Source organism: Pseudomonas sp. R2-7-07 (genome assembly GCF_003852355.1).
In the GTDB taxonomy this organism is placed as follows: Bacteria; Pseudomonadota; Gammaproteobacteria; order Pseudomonadales; family Pseudomonadaceae; genus Aquipseudomonas.
Genome location: NZ_CP027759.1, coordinates 3,005,535 through 3,029,302, shown reverse-complemented (window position 1 = coordinate 3,029,302; position 23,768 = coordinate 3,005,535). Strand labels below are relative to the sequence as shown.

Below are 23,768 nucleotides of genomic sequence, written 5' to 3'. Positions count from 1 at the left end.
ATGTATATACATACTGTAACACGACTGAAAAACTCTTTGAATTCATTATTTAACAGATGGGATATTGGCGTATTATCCCGTGTCATTAGCGTTTCCAGCGTCGATCCAGGCGTTCGCAGTACGAATAGGCCCTGCCATGAGTGATCTCGACCGTTACCTCAATGCTGCTACCCGCGATAACACCCGCCGTAGCTACCGCGCGGCCATCGAGCATTTCGAAGTCAGTTGGGGTGGGTTCCTGCCGGCCACCAGCGACAGCGTGGCGCGCTATCTGGTGGCGCATGCGGGCGTGCTGGCCGTGAACACCTTGAAGTTGCGGCTCTCGGCCTTGGCGCAATGGCATACCAGCCAGGGGTTTGCCGACCCGACCAAAGCGCCGGTGGTGCGCAAGGTGCTCAAGGGCATCCGCGCCGTGCACCCGGCGCAGGAGCGGCAAGCGCAGCCATTGCAGCTCACGCATCTGGAGCAGGTGGTTGCATCGCTTGAAAATGAGGCCAGGCAATCCGCTGAAAACCAGGATCAGCCCGGATTACTGCGCGCCAAGCGCGACACGGCGCTGATCCTGTTGGGGTTCTGGCGCGGCTTTCGCAGCGATGAGTTGTGTCGCTTGAGCATCGAGCATGTCCAGGCAGTGCCTGGGGCCGGCATCAGCCTCTACTTGCCGCGCAGCAAAAGTGACCGCGATAACCTCGGCAAGACCTACCACACCCCCGCGCTGTTGCGCTTGTGCCCGGTGCAGGCCTATAGCGAATGGCTCAGTGCCTCGGCATTGGTACGTGGCCCGGTGTTTCGCGGGATCGATCGCTGGGGCAATCTGGGGGAGGAGGGGCTGCACCCCAACAGCGTGATCCCCTTATTGCGTCAAGCCATGGAGCGCGCAGGCATCCCCGCCGAGCAGTACACCAGTCACTCCCTGCGACGCGGCTTCGCTACCTGGGCCCATCGCAGCGGCTGGGATTTGAAGTCATTGATGAGTTACGTCGGCTGGAGCGACATGAAATCGGCCATGCGCTATGTTGAAGCGACGCCATTTCTCGGTATGACCCTGGCGACTCAACCGCTGCTGTGAGATTTCTTCTATTAATACAGCCGCCTGATAGGGAAAACCAATCGTCAGCATCAGGTTTGCCAATGAGCCATCGTCGGTCGGAGTGGGTAGGATTCACCTCATCAACTTCTTAACCCCTGACGGAGAGTCAACGATGCCTATCATCAACAGCCAAGTAAAACCGTTTAAAGCCACCGCTTTCAAAAACGGCAGCTTCGTCGATGTGACCGACGCTGACCTGAAAGGCAAGTGGTCCGTAGTGTTCTTCTACCCAGCCGACTTCACCTTCGTTTGCCCGACTGAACTGGAAGACCTGGCTGACAACTACGCCGAATTCCAGAAACTGGGCGTCGAAATCTACAGCGTGTCTACCGACACCCACTTTGCCCACGCTGCCTGGCACAACACCTCGCCAGCCATCGGCAAGATCCAGTACACCATGATCGGCGACCCAACCCTGACCATCTCCCGCAACTTCGACGTGCTGATCGAAGAAGCTGGCCTGGCAGACCGCGGTACCTTCGTGATCAACCCGGAAGGCCAGATCAAGATCGTTGAACTGAACGACGGCGGTGTTGGCCGTGACGCTTCCGAGCTGCTGCGCAAGATCAAGGCTGCTCAGTATGTCGCTGCCCACCCAGGCGAAGTGTGCCCAGCCAAGTGGAAAGAAGGCGAGGCCACCCTGGCTCCGTCCCTGGACCTGGTCGGCAAGATCTAAGTCTGTGAAGTCCCAAGGGCGGGTATCCGCACCTACCCAGTAAGCTGCAACCGCCCTCAAAAAACGCCCGGGCGAGATTCGTTCGGGCGTTTTTTTATACCTAGAATTAAAGGAAATCGCCCGTATGTTGGACGCCAATCTTAAAGCTCAGTTGAAATCTTACCTGGAGCGGGTCACCCAGCCGATCGAGATCGTCGCCTCCCTCGACGACGGTGCGAAATCCCAGGAAATGCTCGCTCTTTTGCAGGACGTAGCCAGCCTCACTACGCTGATTACCCTGAACACCGATGGCAACGATGCGCGCAAGCCGTCGTTTTCCATCAACCGCCCGGGTGCCGATATCAGCCTGCGTTTCGCCGGCATCCCCATGGGCCATGAATTTACTTCACTGGTGTTGGCCCTGCTGCAAGTCGGTGGCCACCCGTCGAAGGCCAGTGTCGAAGTGATCGAACAGATCCGCGCGCTGAAAGGCGAGTTCAGCTTCGAGACGTACTTCTCGCTGTCGTGCCAGAACTGCCCGGACGTGGTGCAGGCGCTGAACCTGATGGCCGTGCTTAACCCCAACATCCGCCATGTGGCCATCGACGGCGCGCTGTTCCAGGCTGAAGTGGATGAGCGTCAGATCATGGCAGTGCCCAGTGTCTACCTCAACGGTGTGAACTTCGGCCAGGGCCGCATGGGCCTGGAAGAAATTCTCGCCAAGCTCGACACCAGCGGCATCGAAAAAGCGGCTGAGAAAATCAGTGCCAAGGATGCTTTTGATGTACTGGTCGTCGGCGGTGGCCCGGCGGGCTCGTCGGCCGCGATCTACGCTGCACGCAAAGGCATCCGTACCGGCGTGGCCGCCGAGCGTTTTGGTGGCCAGGTGCTGGACACCATGTCCATCGAGAACTTTATCTCGGTCCAGGAAACCGAAGGCCCGAAGCTGGCCAGTGCCCTGGAAGCCCACGTGCGTCAGTACGACGTCGACATCATGAACCTGCAGCGTGCCAGCAGCCTGGTACCCGCGAAGAATGCCGGTGAGTTGCACGAAATTCGCTTCGAAAGCGGCGCGACGCTCAAGTCCAAGACTGTGATCCTGGCCACCGGTGCGCGCTGGCGTGAAATGGGTGTGCCGGGCGAGCAGGAATACAAGGCCAAAGGCGTCTGCTTCTGCCCGCACTGCGATGGCCCGTTGTTCAAGGGCAAGCGCGTGGCAGTGATCGGTGGCGGTAACTCCGGCGTCGAAGCGGCCATCGACCTGGCCGGCATTGTCAGCCACGTCACGCTGCTGGAGTTCGACAACAAGCTGCGCGCCGATGCGGTATTGCAACGCAAGCTGCACAGCCTGCCGAACGTAGATGTGATCACCAGCGCGCTGACCAGTGAAGTCAAGGGCGATGGCCAGAAAGTCACTGGTCTTGCCTACAAGGACCGCGACAGCGGCGAGTTCAAGACCATCGACCTGGAAGGCATTTTCGTGCAGATCGGTTTGCTGCCTAACACCGACTGGCTCAAAGGCACCGTGGAACTGACGCCACGCGGCGAGATCATCGTCGATGCGCGTGGCGAGACCTCATTGCCGGGTGTATTCGCCGCCGGTGATGTGACGACTGTGCCGTACAAGCAGATCGTCATCGCCGTGGGCGAGGGCGCCAAGGCTTCCCTGAGCGCGTTCGATCACCTGATCCGTACGTCTGCCCCAGCGTAAAGTCGGGCCTGAAAATGAAAAACCCCATGAGTGATCATGGGGTTTTTTGTTTTACAGCGGTGCTGGTTGAATGATTTCAACCCAGTACGCGTCCGGGTCCTTGATGAAGGCCAGGCTTTTCATGCGGCCATCGCTCAGGCGCTTCTGGAAATCGCAGCCCAGGGCCTCGAAGCGTTCGCAGGCCGCGACAATATCCGGCACCGAAATGCAGATATGGCCAAAGCCACGCGGGTCGGTGTTGCCGTTGTGGTAGGCGAAGTCGGCGTCGTTTTCGGTGCCGTGGTTGTGGGTCAGTTCCAGAATGCCTGGGATCGACTTCATCCACTGGGTGCGCTCGGCAGCGTCAGCCGGGATCTGTGCCTTGTCCACCAGGGCCAGGAAATACAGGCTGAATTCGGCCTCTGGGAAATCGCGTTTTTCAACCAGGGAAAACCCCAGGACGCGGGTGTAGAAATCCAGCGACTTGGTGATGTCCTTGACCCGCAACATGGTGTGGTTGAACACGAAGTTGGTGGTGGCGGTATCGGGTTGGGCGGTGACGCCGGGAAAGGTGTTCAGTTCGTGCAGGCTCATGGGCCCTCCAGAAAAAATGGGGCAAAGCGGTCCCTTGGCTTGCGGCAAGCGTCCGTGCAGCCGAGCCATGATACGCAAGGCCTGCCGATCGCGCCAAATGAAAAAGCTCACGCGGCCCTTGCGAGGGGCGGGGCTCGGGCCGCAAACTTTGGTGCTGGAACCTTGGATGCTTTTGGCAATGATCGAGTTTCGTAAACCGTTATTGGCTACGTTGTGCTTAGTGTTGGGCAGCCCGTTCGTACTGGCGGCCGAGCCGGAAATTCATTGGCCCAGCGGCTGGCAGGTCGAGGAAGTTGAACCCGACGGCAACGCAGCCGGGAGGACCCAGGCCGTGTCGCGACAGCGCGCGATCAAAAATGATGAAAATGGCAAGACCTTGATGGTGATGGAGTTGACCGGTACGCCGATCGAGGCTGGGCATAATGTCAATCTTCAAGGCGTTTTGCTGGAAATGCGTAAATCTATCCAGAAAGATTTTGCCCAGGGCGGTTATCAAAGCGTGTGCACCAAAATGCACCCCGCTACATTGAGTCGTCTTGAGGCGCTGGAAACTACCTGTGTGATTACCGAGAACGGTCGACATGTGCTGTCGCAAACACTAGTGGGGGCAGTGGATGCCGATAAAGCCTACGTATTTTCATATGCGGGCCAGGCGCAAGCGTACGAGGCCAGCAAAGATGAGGTCAGTTCGGTGCGTGATAGCCTCAAACTTTGAATGGTTCTAGGCGAACGAATGTGAACTTAAGTTAGTTTCGTTTGTGAACCTATAAACGAAAAGCCCCGCGTAAGCGGGGCTTTCTGTTAGTGCATGTTAATCAACCGCGAAGCCAAGAGTCTACAGTGGCTGCGCCGTGCTCTTCTTTCCAGGCTTTAAGGCCGCGGTGGTTGCCGCCTTTGGTCTCGATCAGCTCGCCGGTATGCGGGTTCTGGTAAACCTTGACCACACGTGCGCGGCGCTGTTTCGGCGCACGAACGGCTGCTGCAGCCGATTTGCCCGGGTTTGGATCAAGGATGGCGATCACATCGCGCAGGCTCTTGTCATAACTGCTCATCAGCTTTTTAAGTTTTTCTTCGAATTCGATTTCTTTCTTCAGCCCGGCGTCGTTCTTCAGCGATTCCAGCTGGGCGAGCTGCTCTTGAAGGGCTTTTTCTGCTGCGCGAAATTCGGCGAGTCTGGACAAAATCTGTACTCCAATAGTGTAGTTAGCTGATAGCTACTGCGAAGAAAGCCTTAAGCCAAGAGGATTAAGCTAACTCAACGAAAACACCTGCATGAGTGTATCGCCGGCACGAAAAATTGTAGTGGTTAATCCACTTCGAGTAAATCACGTCTTTGTCTAAATAAGATTGTTTCATCTAAAGTCGATGGCTGTTCAATGGCGGGTCAACGCCTTAATGAATTCATCGCAGGGTACCGGACGGCCGAACAGGTAACCTTGCAAAAGGTCCACGCCTTTTGCAATGAGGTAATCACACTGTTGCGCGGTTTCCACACCCTCAGCCACGATACCCAAGTCGAGCTTGGCGGACAGTTCTATGATGCTGTCGAGAATATGCCGGGAGAGCGCATCCGCTCCGATCATGGCGACGAAGCTTTGATCGATCTTCAAGTAATCCACATTGAAGTTGCGCAAGTAACCCAGGCTGGAATGCCCGGTGCCGAAGTCGTCGATTGCGATCATCACACCCAACTGGTGCAGAGCGTCGAACAAGCGGCGCGTGATGTCGGTGGGTTCGATCAGCTCACGCTCGGTCAATTCCAGGACCAGGGTGACCTGGCCGGGCGGGAAGGCTGCGAGGAATTCCCGGCAATCGTCCACCAGGTCCAGGTCCAGGCAATGGCGTGCGGTGATGTTCACGCCGATATGGAAACCCGGGCTGAAGTGCGCGGCATGCGGCGCCAATTGCGCGGCGGTCTGGCGGAGCAGGGCGCGGGTCATGGGCACGATCAGTCCGCAGTGCTCGGCCAGGGGGATGAACAGGTCTGGCCGCACCAGGCCCTCTTTAGGGTGTTTCCAGCGCATCAATACTTCGCAGCCGGCCCATTGGCGAGTGTCGCCGCGCACCACCGGCTGGAAATAGGGAATGAACTCGTTGGCGCCCAGGGCCCGTTGCAACTCGTGGGTAGGCGACGAAGAGCGCTTTTGCAGCCAATGGGCCAGGACGCCGGCCAGCACCCCAAAAAACACCACCAGACTGAACACCGCCGGGTAACGCGCCTGCATATAACGCCACACCTCGCCCTCGGGCATGCCCACGTCAACGCTGTACGGATAGCGGTTGGAGGCCAAAAAGTGCCGGGCCACGGCAAACGTCGGTGGCGCGCTGGTATGCACCTTGCCCCCGGCGTCCAGCCAATGGGGGCCTACCTTCAGCACCAGGAAGGCATAGCGGCTGATCAGGCGCAAGGCATTGGTGAGGTGATAACCGTCAATCGAGGCAAACGCGGCTCGATCGCCATCGACCAGCCGGTAAACCAGCAGCGCGGTATCCGGCGTGACAGGGTTGCCGTTCATCAACCACAAATTGCCGTCAACGTAGTCATCCGGGTTGACCGGCGACTCATAACCGCTGCCAAACAACGAACTGCAATAAATGTTTCGCTGCCAGGACAGGGTGGTGGCACGCACGAACGGCCGACGAGTGACCTGCTCACGCAGTGCCAGCTTCGCGGCCTTATCACACGGCAAGCCGGCCAGTGGTAACAGCGCTTGGGTAGCGGCGGCGGTGTTGTCGAGCATCAAGTCGAACTGGCGCACGGCTTCCTGCGCCGTTTGAGCGGTGCTTTGCTCAAGCGTGCGCTCGGCCTGCCAATAAAGAATCACCACCCCAAGGAGAACGGGAAGCAGGCCGCAGACTGCGCTGAACGAATAGCGGGCGACTCGGCTTCGTGGGCCTTGGGAGGTCAGGGGCATAGAGGGGCAGCCATGCAGAAAAGGGGAGACTATGCCGATGATAGATGGCATTGCCACACGGTGCTCGGCAAAACGTAACGCCTTATCTGCGCAATAAACTCCTTGCGCACAGCAGGGCAATGGAGATTTGATAAGAGTACGGACAAACACTGTTACGCTGTGTAGAATCGATTTACGCATACAAGAATATGGACTTGCGCTCACGCAAGCCTCGCCGTCAGAGACTGATGACACCATGAAGCAACTCGGTTCGCCCCTCATCTTTGGTGACTTCCTCGCCCGCAGCGTGCGAGGCCTTTCCTGTGCGCCACCCGCTGACCTCATCCTTGCCCGCAAATAACCACATAGCTAGTAAAAAACTAGCTGTTACCCCAAGCATGATGAGGCACCGAACATGACCGACCAATACGAAAACCCGATGGGCCTGATGGGCTTTGAGTTCATTGAATTCGCCTCGCCGACCCCGGGCACCCTGGAGCCGATCTTCGAGATCATGGGCTTCACCAAGGTTGCAACCCACCGTTCCAAGAATGTGCACCTGTTCCGTCAGGGCGAGATCAACCTGATCCTCAATAATGAGCCCAACAGCCTTGCCTCGTACTTCGCCGCCGAGCATGGGCCGTCGGTGTGCGGCATGGCGTTTCGCGTGAAGAACTCGCAGGAAGCCTACAAGCGCGCCCTGGAACTCGGGGCCCAGCCGATTCATATCGACACCGGCCCGATGGAATTGAACCTGCCGGCGATCAAGGGCATCGGCGGCGCGCCGCTGTACCTGATCGACCGTTTTGGCGAAGGCAGCTCAATCTATGACATCGACTTCGTCTACCTCGAAGGCGTCGACCGTAACCCGCAGGGCGCCGGCCTGAAGGTCATCGACCACCTGACCCACAACGTCTACCGCGGCCGCATGGCTTACTGGGCCAACTTCTACGAGAAGCTGTTCAACTTCCGTGAAGCGCGATACTTCGATATCAAGGGCGAATACACCGGCCTGACCTCCAAGGCCATGAGCGCGCCGGATGGCATGATCCGCATCCCGTTAAACGAAGAGTCCTCCAAGGGCGCCGGCCAGATCGAAGAGTTCCTGATGCAGTTCAACGGCGAGGGCATCCAGCACGTGGCGTTCCTCACCGACGACCTGGTCAAGACCTGGGACGCGCTGAAGAAGATCGGCATGCGCTTCATGACCGCGCCGCCGGACACCTACTACGAGATGCTCGAAGGCCGCCTGCCGAACCACGGCGAACCGGTGGACCAACTGCAGGCGCGCGGCATTTTGCTCGATGGCTCCTCGATCGAGGGCGACAAGCGCCTGCTGCTGCAGATCTTCTCGGAAACCCTGATGGGCCCGGTGTTCTTCGAATTCATTCAGCGTAAAGGCGACGATGGCTTCGGCGAGGGCAACTTCAAGGCGTTGTTCGAGTCCATCGAGCGTGATCAGGTACGTCGCGGTGTGTTGACCGCTGACTAAGCAATAATCCCTGACACAACAGCGATCAAATGTGGGAGGGGGCTTGCCCCCGATGGCGGTGGCTCAGTCACATATGCGCTGACTGACACTGCCTTATCGGGGGCAAGCCCCCTCCCACATTTTTGACCGATTCAGGCTTTGCGCTGACGCACCAAGTGCTTGAATCCTTCATACACCAGCACCATCACCGCCAGCCAGATCGGGATATAGGTCAGCCATTGCCCGCCCTTGATGCCTTCACCCAGCAGTAGCGCGACTGCCAGCAACAACACCGGCTCCACATAACTGAGCAGGCCGAACAGGCTGAAGGCCAGCAAACGGCTGGCGATGATATAGCTCACCAGCGCCGACGCACTGATCACGCCCAGCATGGGAATCAACGCGTAGAGCTTGGGCTGTGCATCCAGTACCGCAAAGCCCTGTTCGCCGCTTTGCACGAACCACCAGGCCACCGGCAGCATCAATGCCATGTCCAGCCACAGGCCGCCCAGATGGTCGGTGGTCAGGTATTTACGCACCACGAAATACACGGGGTAACCGATGATCACTATCAGGGTCGCCCAGGAAAAACCGCCGGCCTGGTACAGCTCGTTGAGCACACCCAATGCGGCAAATACCACGGCGATCTGCTGCAAGCGCGATAACTGTTCGCCGTAGACCAGGCGCCCGGTCAACACCATGGTCAGCGGCAACAGGAAATAACCCACCGACACATCCAGGCTGCGGCCATTGAGCGGCGCCCACATGAACAGCCATAACTGCACGCCGAGCAACGCGGACGACACCAGCACGCCGCCGATCAAGCGCGGCCTGGCCGCGAGCAGACGCAGCAACTCCCACACCCGCCGCCATTCGCCGCTGACTACCATGAATACGGTCATGCAGGGCACGGTCAGCAACATGCGCCAGCCGAAAATTTCCAGGCCACTCAACGGTGTGAGCAGGGACGTGAAGTAATACATCACGGCGAACAACACCGAGGCCAATACCGATAACGCAACACCTTTAGACACGCTGTCCTCGCGAAAGCCGATTCAGATCCAATTCCAGCAGAGGATTATGGTGCCTTTAGCGTCAAAGCGCTGCGCTGTTTTGGGGCGGGCTTGCGTAAATTTTCGTGTAATGCGCGGTTTGAACGCGTTTTCGTGGTCAGCGAGAACGCGTCATCGCGACTAACGCGTCACTCGGCCCGACACGAAATGCCCGACGTCATTGAAGCCCGGCGTGGACGAATGCCCCGGCGTTACCAATGAGTCGACGAACGCCTCATCCTGCGCCGTGATCTCTACCGCCAATGCCCCGGTGTACGCATCCCATTGCGCCTCGGTGCGCGGGCCGACAATCGCCGAACTCACTGCCGCGTTGTTCAGCACCCAGGCGATCGCGAACTCAACCATTCCCACGCCACGGCCCTGGGTGTATTGCTGGACCTGCTGGGCGATACGCAGCGATTCCACGCGCCATTCGGTTTCCAGGATGCGTTTGTCCTGGCGTTCCGCGCGGCTGCCCGGTTCAGGCGCCAGGTCGGGGGCGTACTTGCCGCTGAGCACGCCACGCGCCAACGGGCTGTAGGGCACCACGCCCAGTCCATAGGCAGCTGCGGCGGTAATCTGCTCGACCTCGGCCTGGCGATTGACGATGTTGTACAACGGCTGGCTGATGATGGGCCTGTCAACGCCCAGGCGTTCGGCCACGCGGATGACCTCGGCGATACGCCAGCCGCGGTAGTTGGATAACCCCCAGTAGCGCACTTTGCCCTGGCGAATCAAGTCACCGATCGCCGATACCGTGACTTCCAGCGGCGTGTCGTGATCCTCGCGGTGCAGGTAGTAGATGTCCAGGTAATCGGTGTCCAAGCGCGCCAGGCTCGCCTCCAGTGCATTGAACAGGCGTTTGCGGCTCAGCCCATTGCGGTTGGGCATACCATCCGCCGGGCCGAAACCGACCTTCGACGCCACCACCCAGTCCTGGCGGTTGCGCGCGATGGCCTCGCCGACGATCTCCTCGGAGCGCCCGCCGGTATAGACGTCGGCGGTGTCGATAAAGTTGATGCCTTGGTCCCAGGCCTTGTCGATGATGCGCAACGAGTCTTCGGTGCTGGTCTGTTCGCCAAACATCATGGTGCCCAGTGTCAGTGCGCTGACCTTCAACCCGGACTGGCCCAACGTGCGGTAAATCATGCAAAGCTCCTCATGGCAGGCAAACGTGGGTAATGCAATACCAGACACCAACGCTCTGGAACAAGCCCTGTGTGTGTTTCTTCATGCGCTCAGCCATGTCTCGCAGCGCGCCTGTAAAAAACGCTGCAGCACTTTCATACGTTCCGATACCTGCAGGCGATGGGCGCTTTACACCTTCAAGGTGCGTGTCATGCGCAACGCCAACACACTGCCGGCCACGATGACCGCCGCCAGCAAGTACAACGCCACATCCGTGGACCCCGTCGCATCCTTTACGAACCCGACGATGTAGGGGCTGAGAAACCCGGCCATCTGGCCCATGGAGTTGATCAACGCCAGCCCACCCGCCGCCGCGCCCGCGCTGAGCATGGCGGTGGGCACCGGCCAGAACATCGGCAGCCCGGTGAGGGCGCCCATGGTGGCGATGGTCAGGCCGAGAATGGCGATAGTCGGGGTGGTAGCGAAATTCACCGCGATCACCAGGCCAATCGCGCCCATCAGCATCGGCACCACCAAGTGCCAGCGACGCTCCTTGCGCAAGTCTGCGGAGCGGCCCACCAGCAACATGAATACTGCGGCCAGCAGGTACGGGATCGCACTGAGCCAGCCGATCACCAGGTTATCGCTGAACCCCAGGTTCTTGATGATCGACGGCAGCCAGAAGTTGATCGCGTAGACGCCGCTCTGGATGCAGAAGTAGATCAGGCCGAATGCCCAGATCGCCGGGTTCTTGAACACCTCGGCCAGGGAGTCGGTGGTGGTCTTCGGTTTGTTCGCAAGATCGGTGGCCTGGTCGGCTTCCAGTACCGCGCGTTCGTGGGGCTTGAGCCACTTGGCGTGGGCGAAGCTGTCACTGAGCAGGAAGTAGGCGAGGGCGCCGAGGATCACGGTGGGAATGCCTTGCAACAGGAACATCCACTGCCAACCGGCGAGGCCGCCTTGACCTGCCGCAAAGTGGTTGAGAATCCAGCCGGAGAACGGGCTGCCGAGCAGGCCCGAGACCGGAATCGCGGACATGAACAGCGCCATGATCCGGCCCCGGCGAAACGTCGGAAACCACTGCGAGAGGTACAGCACCACACCGGGAAAGAACCCCGCCTCGGCGGCGCCGGTGAACAGGCGCAAGGTGTAGAAATGCGTCGGCGTGGTCACGAACAATAGGCACGTGGACAAGGTGCCCCACACGATCATCATCAGCGCTATCCAGCGCCTTGGCCCGAACCGGGTCAGCGCCAGGTTGCTCGGCACGCCACACAGCACGTAGCCGATAAAGAAGATCCCGGCACCCAGGCCGTACACGGTTTCACTGAATTTCAACGCGTCGAGCATCTGCAACTTGGCAAAGCCAACGTTCACCCGGTCAAGGTAGTTGAACAGGTAGCAGATAAAGATGAAGGGGATCAGGCGCAGGGTAACGCGCTTGTAGATGGCGTTTTTATCGTCATCGGTGGCCAGTGCTGCGGCGGCGCTCTGTGACATGGCGAGTCTCTCTTTATTATGTTTTTTAGCGATGCGAGGGTAACGTTGATCGCCCAAACAGTCTCGGCGACGCGATGGGCAACTGTCTTTGTGCTTGCGCACAGCCAGGCCCGCTTTGCGCTGTGCCGGTGACCAATTCGCTTTGGAAGGAAAATAGCCCCATGTTCGAGCTGGATCATGAGCTGGCACAGGATATCGTCGATCGCACCATGGCGATCCTGCCCTACAACGTCAACGTTATGGACAACCAGGGCCTGATCCTCGGCAGCGGCGAACCGGAACGCATCAACACCCGACATGAAGGCGCCCAACTGGTGCTGGCGAACGGGCGCGTGGTGGAAATCGATGGGCAGACCGCCAAGCACCTCAAGGGTGTGCTGCCTGGCATCAACTTGCCGCTGATGCATGATCAGCGCTTGATCGGTGTGCTGGGTATCACCGGTGAACCGCAAGGCCTGCGCACCTACGCCGAACTGGTGCGCATGACCGCCGAGATGCTGGTCAGTCAGCGCCACCAGCAGGCCGAGCAGCAGTGGCGGCGCCAGCGCTGTGACGACCTGCTGGCATTGCTGCTGGCCGATACCGGTGACTCGCCGCGCCTGGTCGACGAAGCGCAACAACTGGGCCTCAAGCCGCAACTGGCGCGTACGCCTTACCTGTTCGAACTGGGCGCGGGGCAGTCGGCCGAAGCCTTGAGTGCCTGGCTGACGTCGCGTTATCCGGACAGTTGGTGCGTCAGTTCAGCGCCGTTGTCGCTGTTGTGGTGTCGACCCGCGTCAGTGCAGATCGATAACCCGCGCCTGCTGGAAAAGCTCGACGGCCTGGGCTGGACTGTCTTGCGGGTCGCCGTAGGCGGGCAGGCGCAAGGTTTGGCCGGGTTGCGCCGGTGTTATCGCCGTGTCAGCGATTTGCTGGCCTACGGTCGCGATATCCTGCCGCATTCGCGGCTGTTGATCCTCAACCGCTATCGTCTGCCGGTGATGCTCTGGCGCCATCGTAACGACGATGCCCTGGATGAATTGCTCAACCCGCTGCGCAAAGTCCTCGCCAAGGACAACAACGGCCAACTGCTGGCCACGCTGCGCGCATGGTGCGACCACGACGGGCAAAGCCAGGCCTGTGCCGATGCCCTGGGGATTCACCGCAACAGCCTGCGCTACCGCATGGAACGGATTGCCGAACTGAGCGGCGTCGATCCGCTGACTCTGGATGGCATGTTGGCGCTGTACCTGGGCGTGCAACTGTTGCCCCAGGCTTTGTAAAAATGAACAACAAACCTCAGCTGCACTTGTGCATTGGACCGGCGTCATTGGCGGTGCCAACTGGCAGCATGGGCGTTATAAAAACCGGAGAACGCCCATGAAAATCATCATCGCCCCCGACTCGTTCAAGGACAGCCTGAGTGCCGAAGGGGTCGCCCAGGCGATTGCGCAAGGGTTGGCTCAGGTCTGGCCTGACGCACAGCTGGTGCAATGCCCGATGGCGGACGGCGGTGAGGGAACGGTCGAAGCAGTGCTCGCCGCGTGTAACGGCCAAATGCGCAGCCAGGCCGTGCGCGGGCCAATGGGCGATACGGTGCAGGCGCATTGGGGCTGGTTGGCCGACAGCCAAACCGCGATCATCGAAATGGCTGAGGCCAGTGGCCTGCAGTTGGTCGCACCGGGCCAGCGTGACGCCTGCTCCAGCAGCACGTATGGCACCGGCGAGCTGATCCGCGCCGCGCTCGACCTGGGCGCCCGGCGCATTATCCTGGCGATCGGCGGCAGTGCCACCAACGATGGCGGCGCAGGCGCGATGCAAGCGCTCGGCGTGCAACTGTTCGACGCCCGGAACCAGCCCTTGGCACCCGGTGGCTTGGCGTTGAGCGGCCTGGCGCGTATTAACCTGGAAAACCTCGACCCACGTCTGGCGCGGGTCTGCTTCGAAATCGCGGCGGACGTGAACAACCCGCTGTGCGGTCCCCACGGCGCCTCGGCGATTTTTGGCCCGCAAAAAGGCGCCAACCCCGAACAGGTGCAGCAGTTGGATGCCGCCCTTGGTCATTTTGCCGACCACTGCGCCAGGGTGCTGGCCCAGGACGTGCGTGACGAACCCGGCAGCGGCGCGGCAGGCGGCTTGGGGTTCGCCGCCAAGGCATTCCTCGGCGCGCAGTTCCGCGCCGGCGTTGAAGTGGTGGCCGAGCTGGTTGGCCTCGACGCCGTGGTGCGTGGCGCCGACCTGGTCATCACCGGCGAAGGCCGCTTCGACGCCCAGACCCTGCGCGGGAAAACCCCGTTTGGCGTGGCGCGTATTGCCCGGCAACATAATGTCCCGGTGATCGTGATTGCCGGAACCCTGGGCGATGGCTACGAGCAGATGTACGCCCACGGCGTGGATGCCGCCTTTGCGTTGCCCTCGGGGCCGATGAGTCTTGCCCAGGCATGCAGCGAGGCGCCGCGCTTGTTGCGTGAGCGGGCCTCGGATATTGCGCGGGTGTGGCGCTTGGCACGGCCTGTCGCTTAAATGCCTTTTGTAGGAGCGAGGCGGGCGGCTAGCCCTTGCTCGCGAAAAACCTCCAGGCAACGCGTTCATTCTGAATAAACGCGGAGGCCCAGGGTTCTTCGCGAGCAAGCTCGCTCCTACAGGTCAGCGTGTTTGCCGTAGGCTGCTACAACGTCGCGTAGATGCCTATGCCCTACACTAGACGGCCACTTGTCTTTCAAAGGATGAAATACGATGCACACCCCCGAGCCCCATATCGTGATCCAGCGTTTCACCGAGGCCCATCTTGAGGGTGTCGCTGCGCTCTATAACGAACCGGCGGTATGCCGTCAGGTGCTGCAAATGCCTTTTCAGTCAGTGGAAGCGTGGCGCAAGCGCCTGGTAATGGATAACGAACGCCGTTTGCAACTGGTGGCGATGCACGGCGGCGAAGTGATTGGTCAATTGGGGTTGGAACAGTACCTGCGCGTGCGCCAGGCGCATGTGGGGTCGCTCGGCATGGGGGTGGCGACGGCCTGGCAGGGTAAGGGCGTGGGTTCGAAGTTGCTGACGGCCGCGCTGGATGTGGCTGACAACTGGATGAACCTGCATCGCGTAGAACTCACGGTGTACGCCGACAACGAGGCGGCGCACAACCTGTACCGCAAATTCGGCTTCGAGGTCGAAGGCTGTTTGCGCGATTACGCCCTGCGTGACGGTGTGTTCGTCGACACCTTGAGCATGGCGCGCCTGCGCACGCCGGTTTAGTCCTCCAGCGCAAACGCCACCGCAGCCCGCGCATGCAGCTCGGTGGTGTCCAACAGCGGCAGGTCGCAGTGCTCGGGCTTGATCAGCAGGCTGATTTCCGTACAGCCAAGAATCACCGCCTGGGCGCCGCGCGCGGCCAGGGATTCGATCACCCGCTGGTAGACGGCGCGTGATTCGGCGCTGATCATCCCCACACACAACTCTTCATAGATGATCCGATGCACCGCTTTGCGTTCGTCCGCATCCGGCACCAGCACGGTCAGGCCCTGTGCGGCCAGGCGGGACTTGAGGAAGTCCTGTTCCATGGTGAATGCAGTGCCGAGCAATCCCACGGTCAAGGTGCCCGCCTGTACGGCGGCAGCGCCCGCCGCATCGGCGATATGCAGGAAGGGAATCGACACCGCCGCCTCAATACGCGGCGCCACCCGGTGCATGGTGTTGGTACACAGCACCACACACTCGGCGCCCCCGGCCTGCAAACGGCGCGCGGCGTCTTCCAGGATCAGCGCGGTATCGTCCCAGCGCCCGGCGTGCTGGGCCTGTTCCACCGGGCCGAAGTCCACGCTGTACATCAACACTTGCGCCGAACGCAGCGGGCCGAGCCGGTCGCGTACTTGCTGGTTGATGATGCGGTAATACTCGGCGCTGGACTCCCAGCTCATGCCGCCGATAAGGCCGATGGTGCGCATGCGATGCTCCGGGCAGGGAATGTGGAATCCACCATACTCACCGAAGGCGCATTAGTCATGTGCAGTTGCCGGCCAATCCACCAGTGCAGTTCATGCAATGTTGATGACCGGTCACTGCTCACGATGGCGATAGACCTTTTCCTACGCTCCAGAGCTGCCTTTACTAGATGAATAGTCAGACTGTCCTCACACCCTGATGGGGTTGGTTTTCTGTAAGGTCGTTCTTAATGAAAGTTCATTCAAGAGGAGTTCATCATGGCACCGCCACACTGCGAGGACGACCCCGGCCCCAGCCACAGAGATCACCCACCGCCGCCCCTCATCATCCCCGAGATACAGTTTCCTTTCGCTGGTCCGCCGCCACGCTCCGACAGCGAGCAGTTGCGCGCGCATGCCCTCGCCTGGGCGCAGCGATACGGCTTGATCGGCCGCCGTGGTGCGCATCGATTGAGTACCACGGCGCTGCTCGACCTGGGGCTGGCATTATGCGGCAGGGCGCCCACGGACCGGGCCGAGATCCTGGTGTGCTGGTACCTGTGGGCGCTCACGCTGGATGACCGTATCGACGATGGGCCCTGGGCGGAAAACGGAGCATTGGAAAGTTTCATCGCCTCAGTGCAGGCGGTGGCCGAGAGCGGCGGCGCTGCTCCCTCAGGCCAAGGCAGCCGGTTCGAAGACCCGATGCTCGCCGTTCTGGTCGATGATCTTTGGCCGCGGACCCGGAGCTGGGGCGGCGACCGTTGGCGGGCCCGGCTGGTGCGACATCTGATCCAGCATTTGCGTGCGCAGGCAACGCTGGTGCACGTGCGGGAAACCGACACAGCGCTCACATTGGCCGCCTATCTGCCGTTGCGCCGGGATTCGTTCGGCGCACTGTTCTTCTTTGATCTCATCGATGGGGCCGAAACCCTCGATCCGTATGCGTCCCCAGAGGATGTTCAAGCGTGGAGCACGATGCGAGAGCACGCTGCCGATATCATCGCCTGGACCAACGATATCCACTCGATTGCCAAGGACGTGGTGTGTGGTGAGCGCTTCAACCTGGTGTCAGTACTCGCGGCCTGCCCTGGCATGGATTGGCGCGCCGCGATCGAATCCGCCCATCAGATGATAAACACGGCAGTGGCGCAGTTCACGGCGGTTGCTGCCGAGCCGGCGCGCCACCCCCCGAGCGCGGCGACCGACCCGGACCGGCTGCGTCAGGTTGTGCGGGCGGCAGGCGACTGGCACCGCAGCGTCTCTCGTTATCTGCTGCATGCCGCCGACTCTGCGGCCCGGAACAATCAGCAAGTGGACCTGAAACTTATCCCTCCGACGCTCAAATCCCGGCAGTTCGAGATCGACCCATACCCGTTGTATGAGCAATTGCGTACCACGCTGCCGATCGCTTACGACGAGCCCACCGATGTGTGGTTGGTCAGCCGGCATGTGGACGTCAAAGCCGCCCTGACTCATCCGGGTGCAAGCAACAATAACTACAGTTGGCAGATCGGACCGCTGCTGGGCCACACCATCGTCACGATGGACGGATGTGAACACGCCCAGCACCGCGCGTTGCTCAGCCCTGCGTTTCGTGGCAAGGCCCTCGCGGCGCTCGAAGCTTCCATCATCGCGGTGACCACAGAGTTGCTGGCGCACATGCACGGTCGCCCCCAGGTTGACCTGATCGCCGATTTCACCGCGGCGCTGCCGGTACGGGTGATGGCGCATGCACTGGGGCTGCCGGCGCAAACCTGCGCAGAGGTGGAGCGGCTGAAGCGGTGGTGCGCCATCGGCTTCGCGTATATGGGCAACTATCGACAGGACCCGGCGCTGCTGACCGGTGGATTATCCAACCGAGACAGTTTCTACGACTTTATTCAGCCCCACATTGACGCTCGACGCGCCGAACCCACTGACGACTTGATCTCGCAGCTCCTGGCGGCACGGATTGACGGCCAGCCATTGTCGGAGACGTTCGTGCGCGCTTACTGCGCGATCCTGATGACGGCGGGTAGCGAAACCAGCCACGGCGCGCTGGCGAACCTGATTGTGAATCTGCTGAGCGAACCGGGCGTCAAAGACGCGGTGATCGCTGATCCAGAGCTGATGGATAACGCCCTCGCCGAAACCCTGCGGCGCAACCCGCCGTTGCAGCTCGTGCTCCGCGAAGCCCGTGAACCGCTGCAACTGCCTTCGGGCACGATTCCGGCTGGCGCAACAATGGCCTGCCTGATTGGTTCGGCCAACCGCGATCCGGACCACTTCAGCGACCCGGACACGTTTGATCTGTCGCGCAGCGAACAGGCTACCAGCCATTTCGCCTTCGGCGCAGGCCGCCACTTCTGCCTGGGGTCAATGCTGGCGCGGTTGGAAATCACGCTCGGCGCTCGCCTGCTGCTGCAGACCTTTCCAAACGTGCGCTGGGCTCCGGGTTTCAAGCCCATTGAGCGCGGTTTCCTCAATCGCTGCCCTGATCGACTGGAGGTCGTACTGTGACCCTTACCGTCAACCTCGACGAACCCGGCTATACCAGCAGCTTTCTCGCTGACCAGCACGCTGGCCAACTGGCACGGCTGCGCACCCTGGAACGTGTCTTTGACCCGTTGAGCCAAGGGGTTTTTGATCAGTTGGTGCTTGCCGACAAGCCTGCCATCCTTGATCTAGGCGCCGGGGCCGGATCGCTCGCCGGCTGGCTGAGCCAGCGATATCCCCAAGCGAGCGTCACCGCCACGGATATCGACACCCGGTTCCTTACCGATATCCCCGGTATCCGGGTGCTTACCCACAATGCCGCGACCGATGATTTTCCTGTTGCCTCCTTTGACGTGGTACATGCCAGGGCGCTGCTGTGTCACCTCGGCGAGCGTGAGGACCTATTGACGCGAGCCATCACCTGGCTGCGCCCGGGAGGCTGGTTGGTGATCGAGGACGTGAGCCTGCAGCCGAGCCTGAGCGCCGCGAACCCGTTGTTCCGAAAAGTGGCCCAGGCCGGGATTACCCTGCTGGAGCAGACCGTTGGCTCCGACATGCTTTGGGCCGCTACGCTCCCGGATCGGTTGCGTGATCGAGGGCTTGCCAATTTAGGGCATCGCACCCTTGAAGGCCGTATCGGCGATAACAGCCCCGCCGACACCTTTTGGGCCGCAACCACGGCACAGGCCGGGCCAGCGTTGCTCAAACGTGGGCTACTCGAACAGGAAGACCTGGACGGCATGGCCCGGCTACGGGCCGATCCCGCGTTCACTGCCGCAGCGTTGACCCTGGTCAGCGCGTGGGGACAGGTTATCTAACAGGAGCAAGGCGCCGAGCCGGTCAGCGAAGGAACTATGAATGAACAATGATGTGGTGTTAGTAGACGCACACGATGTACCGATCGGCGTGTGTGGCAAACGCGATGCGCACCTGGGAGCGGGGCAGCTTCACCGTGCGTTTTCGGTACATTTGATCGACCGGCGCGGGCGTCATCTGCTTCAGCGTCGTGCCCCAGGGAAAATGCTCTGGTCAGGTTTCTGGTCGAATGCGTGCTGCAGCCATCCGGCGCCTGGCGAGACTGTCCTGGATGCCGCGTCTCGGCGCTTGCGCGAAGAGCTGGGCGTCCGGGCTTCCTGTGGGGCGCTATACAGCTTTGAGTACCATGCCCGCTTTGGGTCGATCGGCGCCGAGCACGAACTGTGTCATGTGCTGGTGGCTCGATCGGACGCTGTGGTTTCACCCGTTCCTGACGAAATCAGCGAAATCAGCTGGCTGACCCGTGCCGAAATATCAGCCCGGCTTGCTGAGCCGCACGCGTCATTTACGCCCTGGTTTCGAATGCAGTGGCGTCGCCTTCTACTGGAGCATCCTTCGTTCGATACACCGTTACCGCAGGCATGACCTGCTTGCCGCCGATTGCCGAACCAGGCGCAATCACCTTTAACCCGTACGCCTGGCACGCGCATCTGCGATGATCAGGCTTCGCAACCTGGCTCACCCAAGGAAATCCGCAATGGACGATGTACAGCAACTGGGCGAGATGCTTCGCCATTACGCCGAGAGCGAAGCGCAGAAAAAACAGCAATTCGAGCTGCAGTCGGCGCGTTGGGCGCAGAAGCTTGGCGAGTTGTTCGAGCAGATCGAACAGTGGCTGGAACCGGTCAAACGCGCCGGTTTGCTGGAGGTGCGTCGGGAAGCCTATGTCGCTAGCAGTCCGAGCGTGCCAGTGGAGGCATCGACCTTCAAGACCGAGAAGTTGAATGTGCTCATCACGGGTAAAAGCGTGGAGTTCGTGCCGGACGTGATGGGCGCGGACGGGTTTATTTCTATTGCGGTAATGGGCCTGACCGCCGCCCGCCACGGCAGCGTGTCGCTGGTGCTGCCGGCGGATAAAAATGATTGGCTCTGGAAGAAGACCAATGGCCTGAAAGACCCGGATACCTTCGGCTTCGACGCCAACTTCCTGGCAGCGCAGTTGCAGAGCCTGATCCCCCGTGAGCGCGGCTGAGCAATACTGATCATGAGGGGCGAGATGGCCGACGACTGCCTGACTGATGCTCCGCGAACTAAATGTGGGAGGGGGCTTGCCCCCGATGGCGGCCTGACAGCCGACCAGGATGCTGGATCAGAGCGAGTACATATTCAGATCAAGAGCAGGATCAAGAGCGGCTCGCTTCGCATCGTGGTTACTTAGGCTGCTACGAAGTTGTGTAGATACCTATGGCCATCGGGGGCAAGCCTTAATGCCAGTCAGTTAAGGCTTTTTGTAGGAGCGAGCTTGCTCGCGAAGAACTCACAGGCACCGCGTTTATTCAGGAAGCGCGCGTTATCGTTGACGTTTTTCGCGAGCAAGCTCGCTCCTACAGACGGTGGTGTACGCTTAACTGACTGGCATTAGGGCAAGCCCCTCCCACATTAGGTCGCGGGGCGCCATTTAAGAGGCTTCAGCTCCCGAGCCGTCACCGACAACCTGTGGCTTCGCCCCCCATGGCTCATGGCTAAAATAAGCAGCTCGTTTTGCCAAGATTGGCTATACCTAGAGCTCAATCTATCGATGGGGAGCTCCAACGATGAAACTCAGGCTAATGGTCAGCGCACTGTGCATCGCCTCGATCGGCATGGCGGGCTGCGCCAGCAAGGTCACGCAACCGGACGAATATTCGGGCTTTCTGTCGGACTACAGCCGACTCAAGGAAGCCAAGTCGCCCTCCGGAGCCGAAGTGATGCGCTGGGTCGATCCCACACTGGACCTGAACCGCTACAGCGCGGTGTACATCGAACCCACGCAGTTCTATCCCAAGCCTCAAGCCACCCCCCGGATTCCAGACAGCACCCTGCGCGGCATCAACGACTATTACAACCAGGCCCTCAAGCGTGAACTGGCCCGTTCAATGCCGTTGGCAAATGGCCCAGGCCCCGGGGTAATCGTCGTGCGCGCAGCGATTACGGCCGTCAGCAGTAAAACCGCAGGGCTCAAGCCTTACGAGTTCATTCCGGTTGCGTTTGTAGCGGCGGCGGTGAGTACCGGCACGGGGATTCGCGACCAGGAAACCACCTTGGGCACCGAGGCGCAGTTCCTTGATGGCGCCAGCGGAAAAGTGATCGCCCAGGTGGTGCGCAAAGGCACAGGGGAGCCCTTGGCAAACGACACTCAGGTGATGAAGGCCGGTGATGTGAAAAGTGTCATCGATGGATGGGCATCCGACCTGCATCAGTCTTTTCTGAAGCTCAAACAGCAATGACGCATAAACGCGCGACGGGACGCCACTGTGAGTCAACTCCCGCCGCGCGTGGTGTTAATTGAGCGGCGTCAACGGCGGCAACGTCCATTGACTGATTTCAGGCTTGGGCAGGTAAATACGCAGCACCGCGAAGAACGGCCCGGTGGGGGCGGGCAGCCAGTTGCTCTGTTCGGCCTTCGGTGGCTCATGATGCTGCAGCGCCAGGGTCAGGCCGCCGTCGGCGTCCCGCTTCAGCTCAGGCAGCATGCGTGAGTTGATCAGGTAACGTTTCTTGTGGTTGGGCACCAGCAATTTTGTTTTGGCGTCGTACATGGTCAGCGACCAGAACGCATCGGCGGGCGGCAGCTGGTCCTTGGCAAAGTGCACGGTATAGCTGCGGCGTGCGCCGTTGGCCGGCTTGCCTTCGCTGTCATCGAAGTAGGTGAAGTAAACAGCTTCGTCGGTAGAGTTGCCGAAGATGCCCAGGTTGGCGCCGGCGTAACGGTACAGGTAATTGTTTTTCAGGCGGTCACGGCTGCCGAACAATTCGCCGCTGGAGACTTGGTGAGTGTCGACCTTGTCTTTCTTGAAGGCGGCGAACTCGGCCTTGCCGTCGGCAATCCCATCCTCCAGCGCTTTACGCTGTTCGGCGGTCAGCTGGTTCAGCTTGAAGGGCGCGCCGGGGGCGATGCCGATGGTGGCAAAACGCGCCAGCAGGTCTTTCTCACTGTCCTGCGGCGCCGCAAAGGCCAGCATGAAGTTCAAGTAGCGGAACAACTGCGGACTGTCGCTCATGTTCGCCATCGGCTTGGGCCACTCGATCTTCGGCACTTTGGCCGGGGCCGCTTGTTTCACGTAGCTGCTCAGCGGCTGCACTTTGTAGCCGCTCTGGATTTGCTTGACCTTGCTCAAGTCTTTTTCATCGAACAGCTGGGTGCGATACAGCGCGTAGGCGATATTGCTTTCGCTGTAGACCACGCGGTCGATGTCGACTGGCTGCTGACCCTTCCAGTCCGGGCCCGCGATCATATAGTGACCGCCGTTGTTGCCGGTGCTGCGCGTGCCCAGGTAGGCGAGGTTGTGGGTATAGAGGTCGATCAACTGCACCGAGTAGTAACGGTTGTCTTCGACCTTGGGCAGGGTCAGCACCAAGGGTTCCTTGCGCAGATCCATCCAGACGAAGGAGTAGGGCGTGTCCGAGTTCGGGGTCACGAACGCGGTGTCCTTGGGGGTGAAAACCTGCGCGGTATTGCCGATGTGATTGAACGCGGCCTTGTAGTTGACCCCGCCTTTATCAACGGCCTGGGTGTAGAGCGTCTTGTACATCTGCACCACAGGATAGCCGTACAAATAGGCTTCCTTGGCAATGGCCCGTGCTTCGGTCGGCGTCGCCGTGAAGTCGGCCCAGGCGCTGGTGCTCAGGAGTATCGAGAGGCTCGCCAACACCAGGCGCGCGGGTTGTCCAATCATGTTGTTGCGTCCTTCCAGAGTTCGTTTGACTGACGGGGAAATGAAGGCGATGAGTTTCCTGTTTTATTTCCCGGACGTCACGTTAAAACCTGCAAAAGGACAAGGGATCATGTGGGCAACATCGATTTGACTTTATCGCGCAGTTGATCGATCGAGAATGGCTTGCCAATCACCTGCATACCGGCTGGCACGTCGATGTTTTCGGCATAGCCGCTGGCGAACAGGATGGGCAGGGTGGGGCGCAGTTCGCGCACCTGGGTCGCCAGTTGCTTACCGTCCATATCCGGCAGGCCGACGTCAGTCATCATCAGGTCGATGACCGTGTCTTTGCCTTCGACAATCTTCAGCGCCTCTTCGGCATCGGCGGCCTCAAGTACCGTGAACTCCAACTCCTCAAGCACATCGACGATCAGCATGCGCACGATAGCGTCATCTTCGACAACAAGGATGGTGGAGCTAGACATAATAAGGCGTTCCCAAAAAAGACGAGGTTTTTACCAGCGGTCGTTCTGACCGACCTGTTACTTGAGTAAGCGCAGGTTATCGACAAGTTCCGTCGGGCGGTAAAAACGATAGAAAAGACCAGGCAGAATAGCTTGTTCTATCGTAGGAATCTTTACCAAATCACTCCA

At 60.1% G+C, this 23,768-nt stretch carries 22 protein-coding genes; 13 read left to right on the top strand and 9 right to left on the bottom strand.

What is annotated here, in order from left to right; all coding sequences use genetic code 11:
• Positions 1-136 precede the first annotated feature (136 nt).
• From C4J86_RS13705 to ahpF, 3 genes are all read left to right on the top strand, one after another.
• Positions 137-1,069 carry a site-specific integrase gene (locus tag C4J86_RS13705; RefSeq protein ID WP_124370794.1) on the top strand — a complete coding sequence of 311 codons (933 nt, stop codon included), beginning with the start codon at positions 137-139 and terminating at the stop codon, positions 1,067-1,069.
• Between the two features lie 133 nt (positions 1,070-1,202).
• Positions 1,203-1,766 (top strand): alkyl hydroperoxide reductase subunit C, encoded by a 564-nt coding sequence (gene ahpC, locus C4J86_RS13700; protein WP_003191303.1) that lies wholly within the window; start codon positions 1,203-1,205, stop codon positions 1,764-1,766.
• A 124-nt stretch (positions 1,767-1,890) separates the two neighbouring features.
• Entirely contained in the window at positions 1,891-3,456 is a 1,566-nt protein-coding gene (gene ahpF, locus C4J86_RS13695) for an alkyl hydroperoxide reductase subunit F (RefSeq protein WP_124370793.1), read from the top strand.
• Between the two features lie 51 nt (positions 3,457-3,507).
• On the opposite strand, the gene gloA is transcribed toward ahpF, so the two are convergent.
• On the bottom strand, positions 3,508-4,029 hold the full coding sequence (gloA, locus tag C4J86_RS13690) for a lactoylglutathione lyase (protein WP_124362964.1): 522 nt from the start codon (positions 4,027-4,029) through the stop codon (positions 3,508-3,510).
• A 178-nt stretch (positions 4,030-4,207) separates the two neighbouring features.
• Here gloA and C4J86_RS13685 point away from each other — a divergent pair, with 178 nt between their 5' ends.
• On the top strand, positions 4,208-4,744 hold the full coding sequence (locus C4J86_RS13685) for a DUF4946 domain-containing protein (RefSeq protein ID WP_124372430.1): 537 nt from the start codon (positions 4,208-4,210) through the stop codon (positions 4,742-4,744).
• 100 nt (positions 4,745-4,844) lie between these two features.
• Here C4J86_RS13685 and C4J86_RS13680 read toward each other — a convergent pair whose 3' ends face one another.
• Positions 4,845-5,210: a histone-like nucleoid-structuring protein, MvaT/MvaU family gene (locus tag C4J86_RS13680; protein WP_124370792.1), complete on the bottom strand. Its 366-nt coding sequence runs from the start codon at positions 5,208-5,210 to the stop codon at positions 4,845-4,847.
• 192 nt (positions 5,211-5,402) lie between these two features.
• Positions 5,403-6,944 (bottom strand): EAL domain-containing protein, encoded by a 1,542-nt coding sequence (locus C4J86_RS13675; protein ID WP_124370791.1) that lies wholly within the window; start codon positions 6,942-6,944, stop codon positions 5,403-5,405.
• Positions 6,945-7,338: 394 nt separating this feature from the next.
• On the opposite strand from C4J86_RS13675, the gene hppD reads away from it, so the two are divergent.
• Positions 7,339-8,415 (top strand): 4-hydroxyphenylpyruvate dioxygenase, encoded by a 1,077-nt coding sequence (hppD, locus tag C4J86_RS13670; RefSeq protein WP_124370790.1) that lies wholly within the window; start codon positions 7,339-7,341, stop codon positions 8,413-8,415.
• A gap of 131 nt (positions 8,416-8,546) precedes the next feature.
• On the opposite strand, the gene rarD is transcribed toward hppD, so the two are convergent.
• The 3 genes from rarD to C4J86_RS13655 form a co-directional block, all read right to left on the bottom strand.
• Entirely contained in the window at positions 8,547-9,428 is an 882-nt protein-coding gene (rarD, locus tag C4J86_RS13665; protein WP_124370789.1) for an EamA family transporter RarD, read from the bottom strand.
• Between the two features lie 159 nt (positions 9,429-9,587).
• A complete protein-coding gene (locus C4J86_RS13660) occupies positions 9,588-10,595 on the bottom strand; it encodes an aldo/keto reductase (protein WP_124370788.1) in 1,008 nt (335 codons plus the stop codon).
• A gap of 168 nt (positions 10,596-10,763) precedes the next feature.
• Positions 10,764-12,074, bottom strand: a complete 1,311-nt coding sequence (locus tag C4J86_RS13655) for an MFS transporter (RefSeq protein ID WP_124370787.1) — start codon at positions 12,072-12,074, stop codon at positions 10,764-10,766.
• Between the two features lie 161 nt (positions 12,075-12,235).
• On the opposite strand from C4J86_RS13655, the gene C4J86_RS13650 reads away from it, so the two are divergent.
• The 3 genes from C4J86_RS13650 (at position 12,236) to C4J86_RS13640 (ending at position 15,302) form a co-directional block, all read left to right on the top strand.
• Positions 12,236-13,336, top strand: a complete 1,101-nt coding sequence (locus C4J86_RS13650) for a sugar diacid recognition domain-containing protein (protein WP_124370786.1) — start codon at positions 12,236-12,238, stop codon at positions 13,334-13,336.
• Between the two features lie 97 nt (positions 13,337-13,433).
• Positions 13,434-14,576 carry a glycerate kinase gene (locus C4J86_RS13645; protein WP_124370785.1) on the top strand — a complete coding sequence of 381 codons (1,143 nt, stop codon included), beginning with the start codon at positions 13,434-13,436 and terminating at the stop codon, positions 14,574-14,576.
• A 213-nt stretch (positions 14,577-14,789) separates the two neighbouring features.
• On the top strand, positions 14,790-15,302 hold the full coding sequence (locus C4J86_RS13640; RefSeq protein ID WP_124370784.1) for a GNAT family N-acetyltransferase: 513 nt from the start codon (positions 14,790-14,792) through the stop codon (positions 15,300-15,302).
• On the opposite strand, the gene C4J86_RS13635 is transcribed toward C4J86_RS13640, so the two are convergent.
• Complete coding sequence (locus C4J86_RS13635; RefSeq protein ID WP_124367123.1) at positions 15,299-15,991, bottom strand: aspartate/glutamate racemase family protein; 693 nt, start codon at positions 15,989-15,991, stop codon at positions 15,299-15,301. The genes C4J86_RS13640 and C4J86_RS13635 overlap by 4 nt on opposite strands.
• 255 nt (positions 15,992-16,246) lie before the next feature.
• Between C4J86_RS13635 and C4J86_RS13630 the strand changes: the two genes are divergently transcribed.
• The 5 genes from C4J86_RS13630 to C4J86_RS13610 all read left to right on the top strand — a co-directional run bounded on the left by C4J86_RS13630 (position 16,247) and on the right by C4J86_RS13610 (position 21,687).
• A complete protein-coding gene (locus tag C4J86_RS13630) occupies positions 16,247-18,469 on the top strand; it encodes a cytochrome P450 (protein ID WP_124370783.1) in 2,223 nt (740 codons plus the stop codon).
• The gene (locus C4J86_RS13625; RefSeq protein ID WP_124370782.1) at positions 18,466-19,263 is read left to right on the top strand and encodes a trans-aconitate 2-methyltransferase; all 798 of its coding nucleotides are present in this window, start codon (positions 18,466-18,468) and stop codon (positions 19,261-19,263) included. The genes C4J86_RS13630 and C4J86_RS13625 overlap by 4 nt, the downstream gene beginning before the upstream one ends.
• Before the next feature lie 40 nt (positions 19,264-19,303).
• Entirely contained in the window at positions 19,304-19,846 is a 543-nt protein-coding gene (idi, locus tag C4J86_RS13620) for an isopentenyl-diphosphate Delta-isomerase (protein ID WP_124370781.1), read from the top strand.
• Between the two features lie 112 nt (positions 19,847-19,958).
• On the top strand, positions 19,959-20,453 hold the full coding sequence (locus C4J86_RS13615) for a hypothetical protein (RefSeq protein WP_124370780.1): 495 nt from the start codon (positions 19,959-19,961) through the stop codon (positions 20,451-20,453).
• Between the two features lie 562 nt (positions 20,454-21,015).
• A complete protein-coding gene (locus C4J86_RS13610) occupies positions 21,016-21,687 on the top strand; it encodes a DUF3313 domain-containing protein (RefSeq protein ID WP_124370779.1) in 672 nt (223 codons plus the stop codon).
• Between the two features lie 54 nt (positions 21,688-21,741).
• Here the strand turns inward: C4J86_RS13610 and C4J86_RS13605 are convergent, their stop codons facing one another.
• Together C4J86_RS13605 and C4J86_RS13600 are read right to left on the bottom strand one after the other, a co-directional pair.
• On the bottom strand, positions 21,742-23,136 hold the full coding sequence (locus C4J86_RS13605; RefSeq protein ID WP_124370778.1) for a DUF1254 domain-containing protein: 1,395 nt from the start codon (positions 23,134-23,136) through the stop codon (positions 21,742-21,744).
• A 107-nt stretch (positions 23,137-23,243) separates the two neighbouring features.
• Positions 23,244-23,600: a response regulator gene (locus C4J86_RS13600; protein ID WP_124370777.1), complete on the bottom strand. Its 357-nt coding sequence runs from the start codon at positions 23,598-23,600 to the stop codon at positions 23,244-23,246.
• Positions 23,601-23,768: the final 168 nt, after the last annotated feature.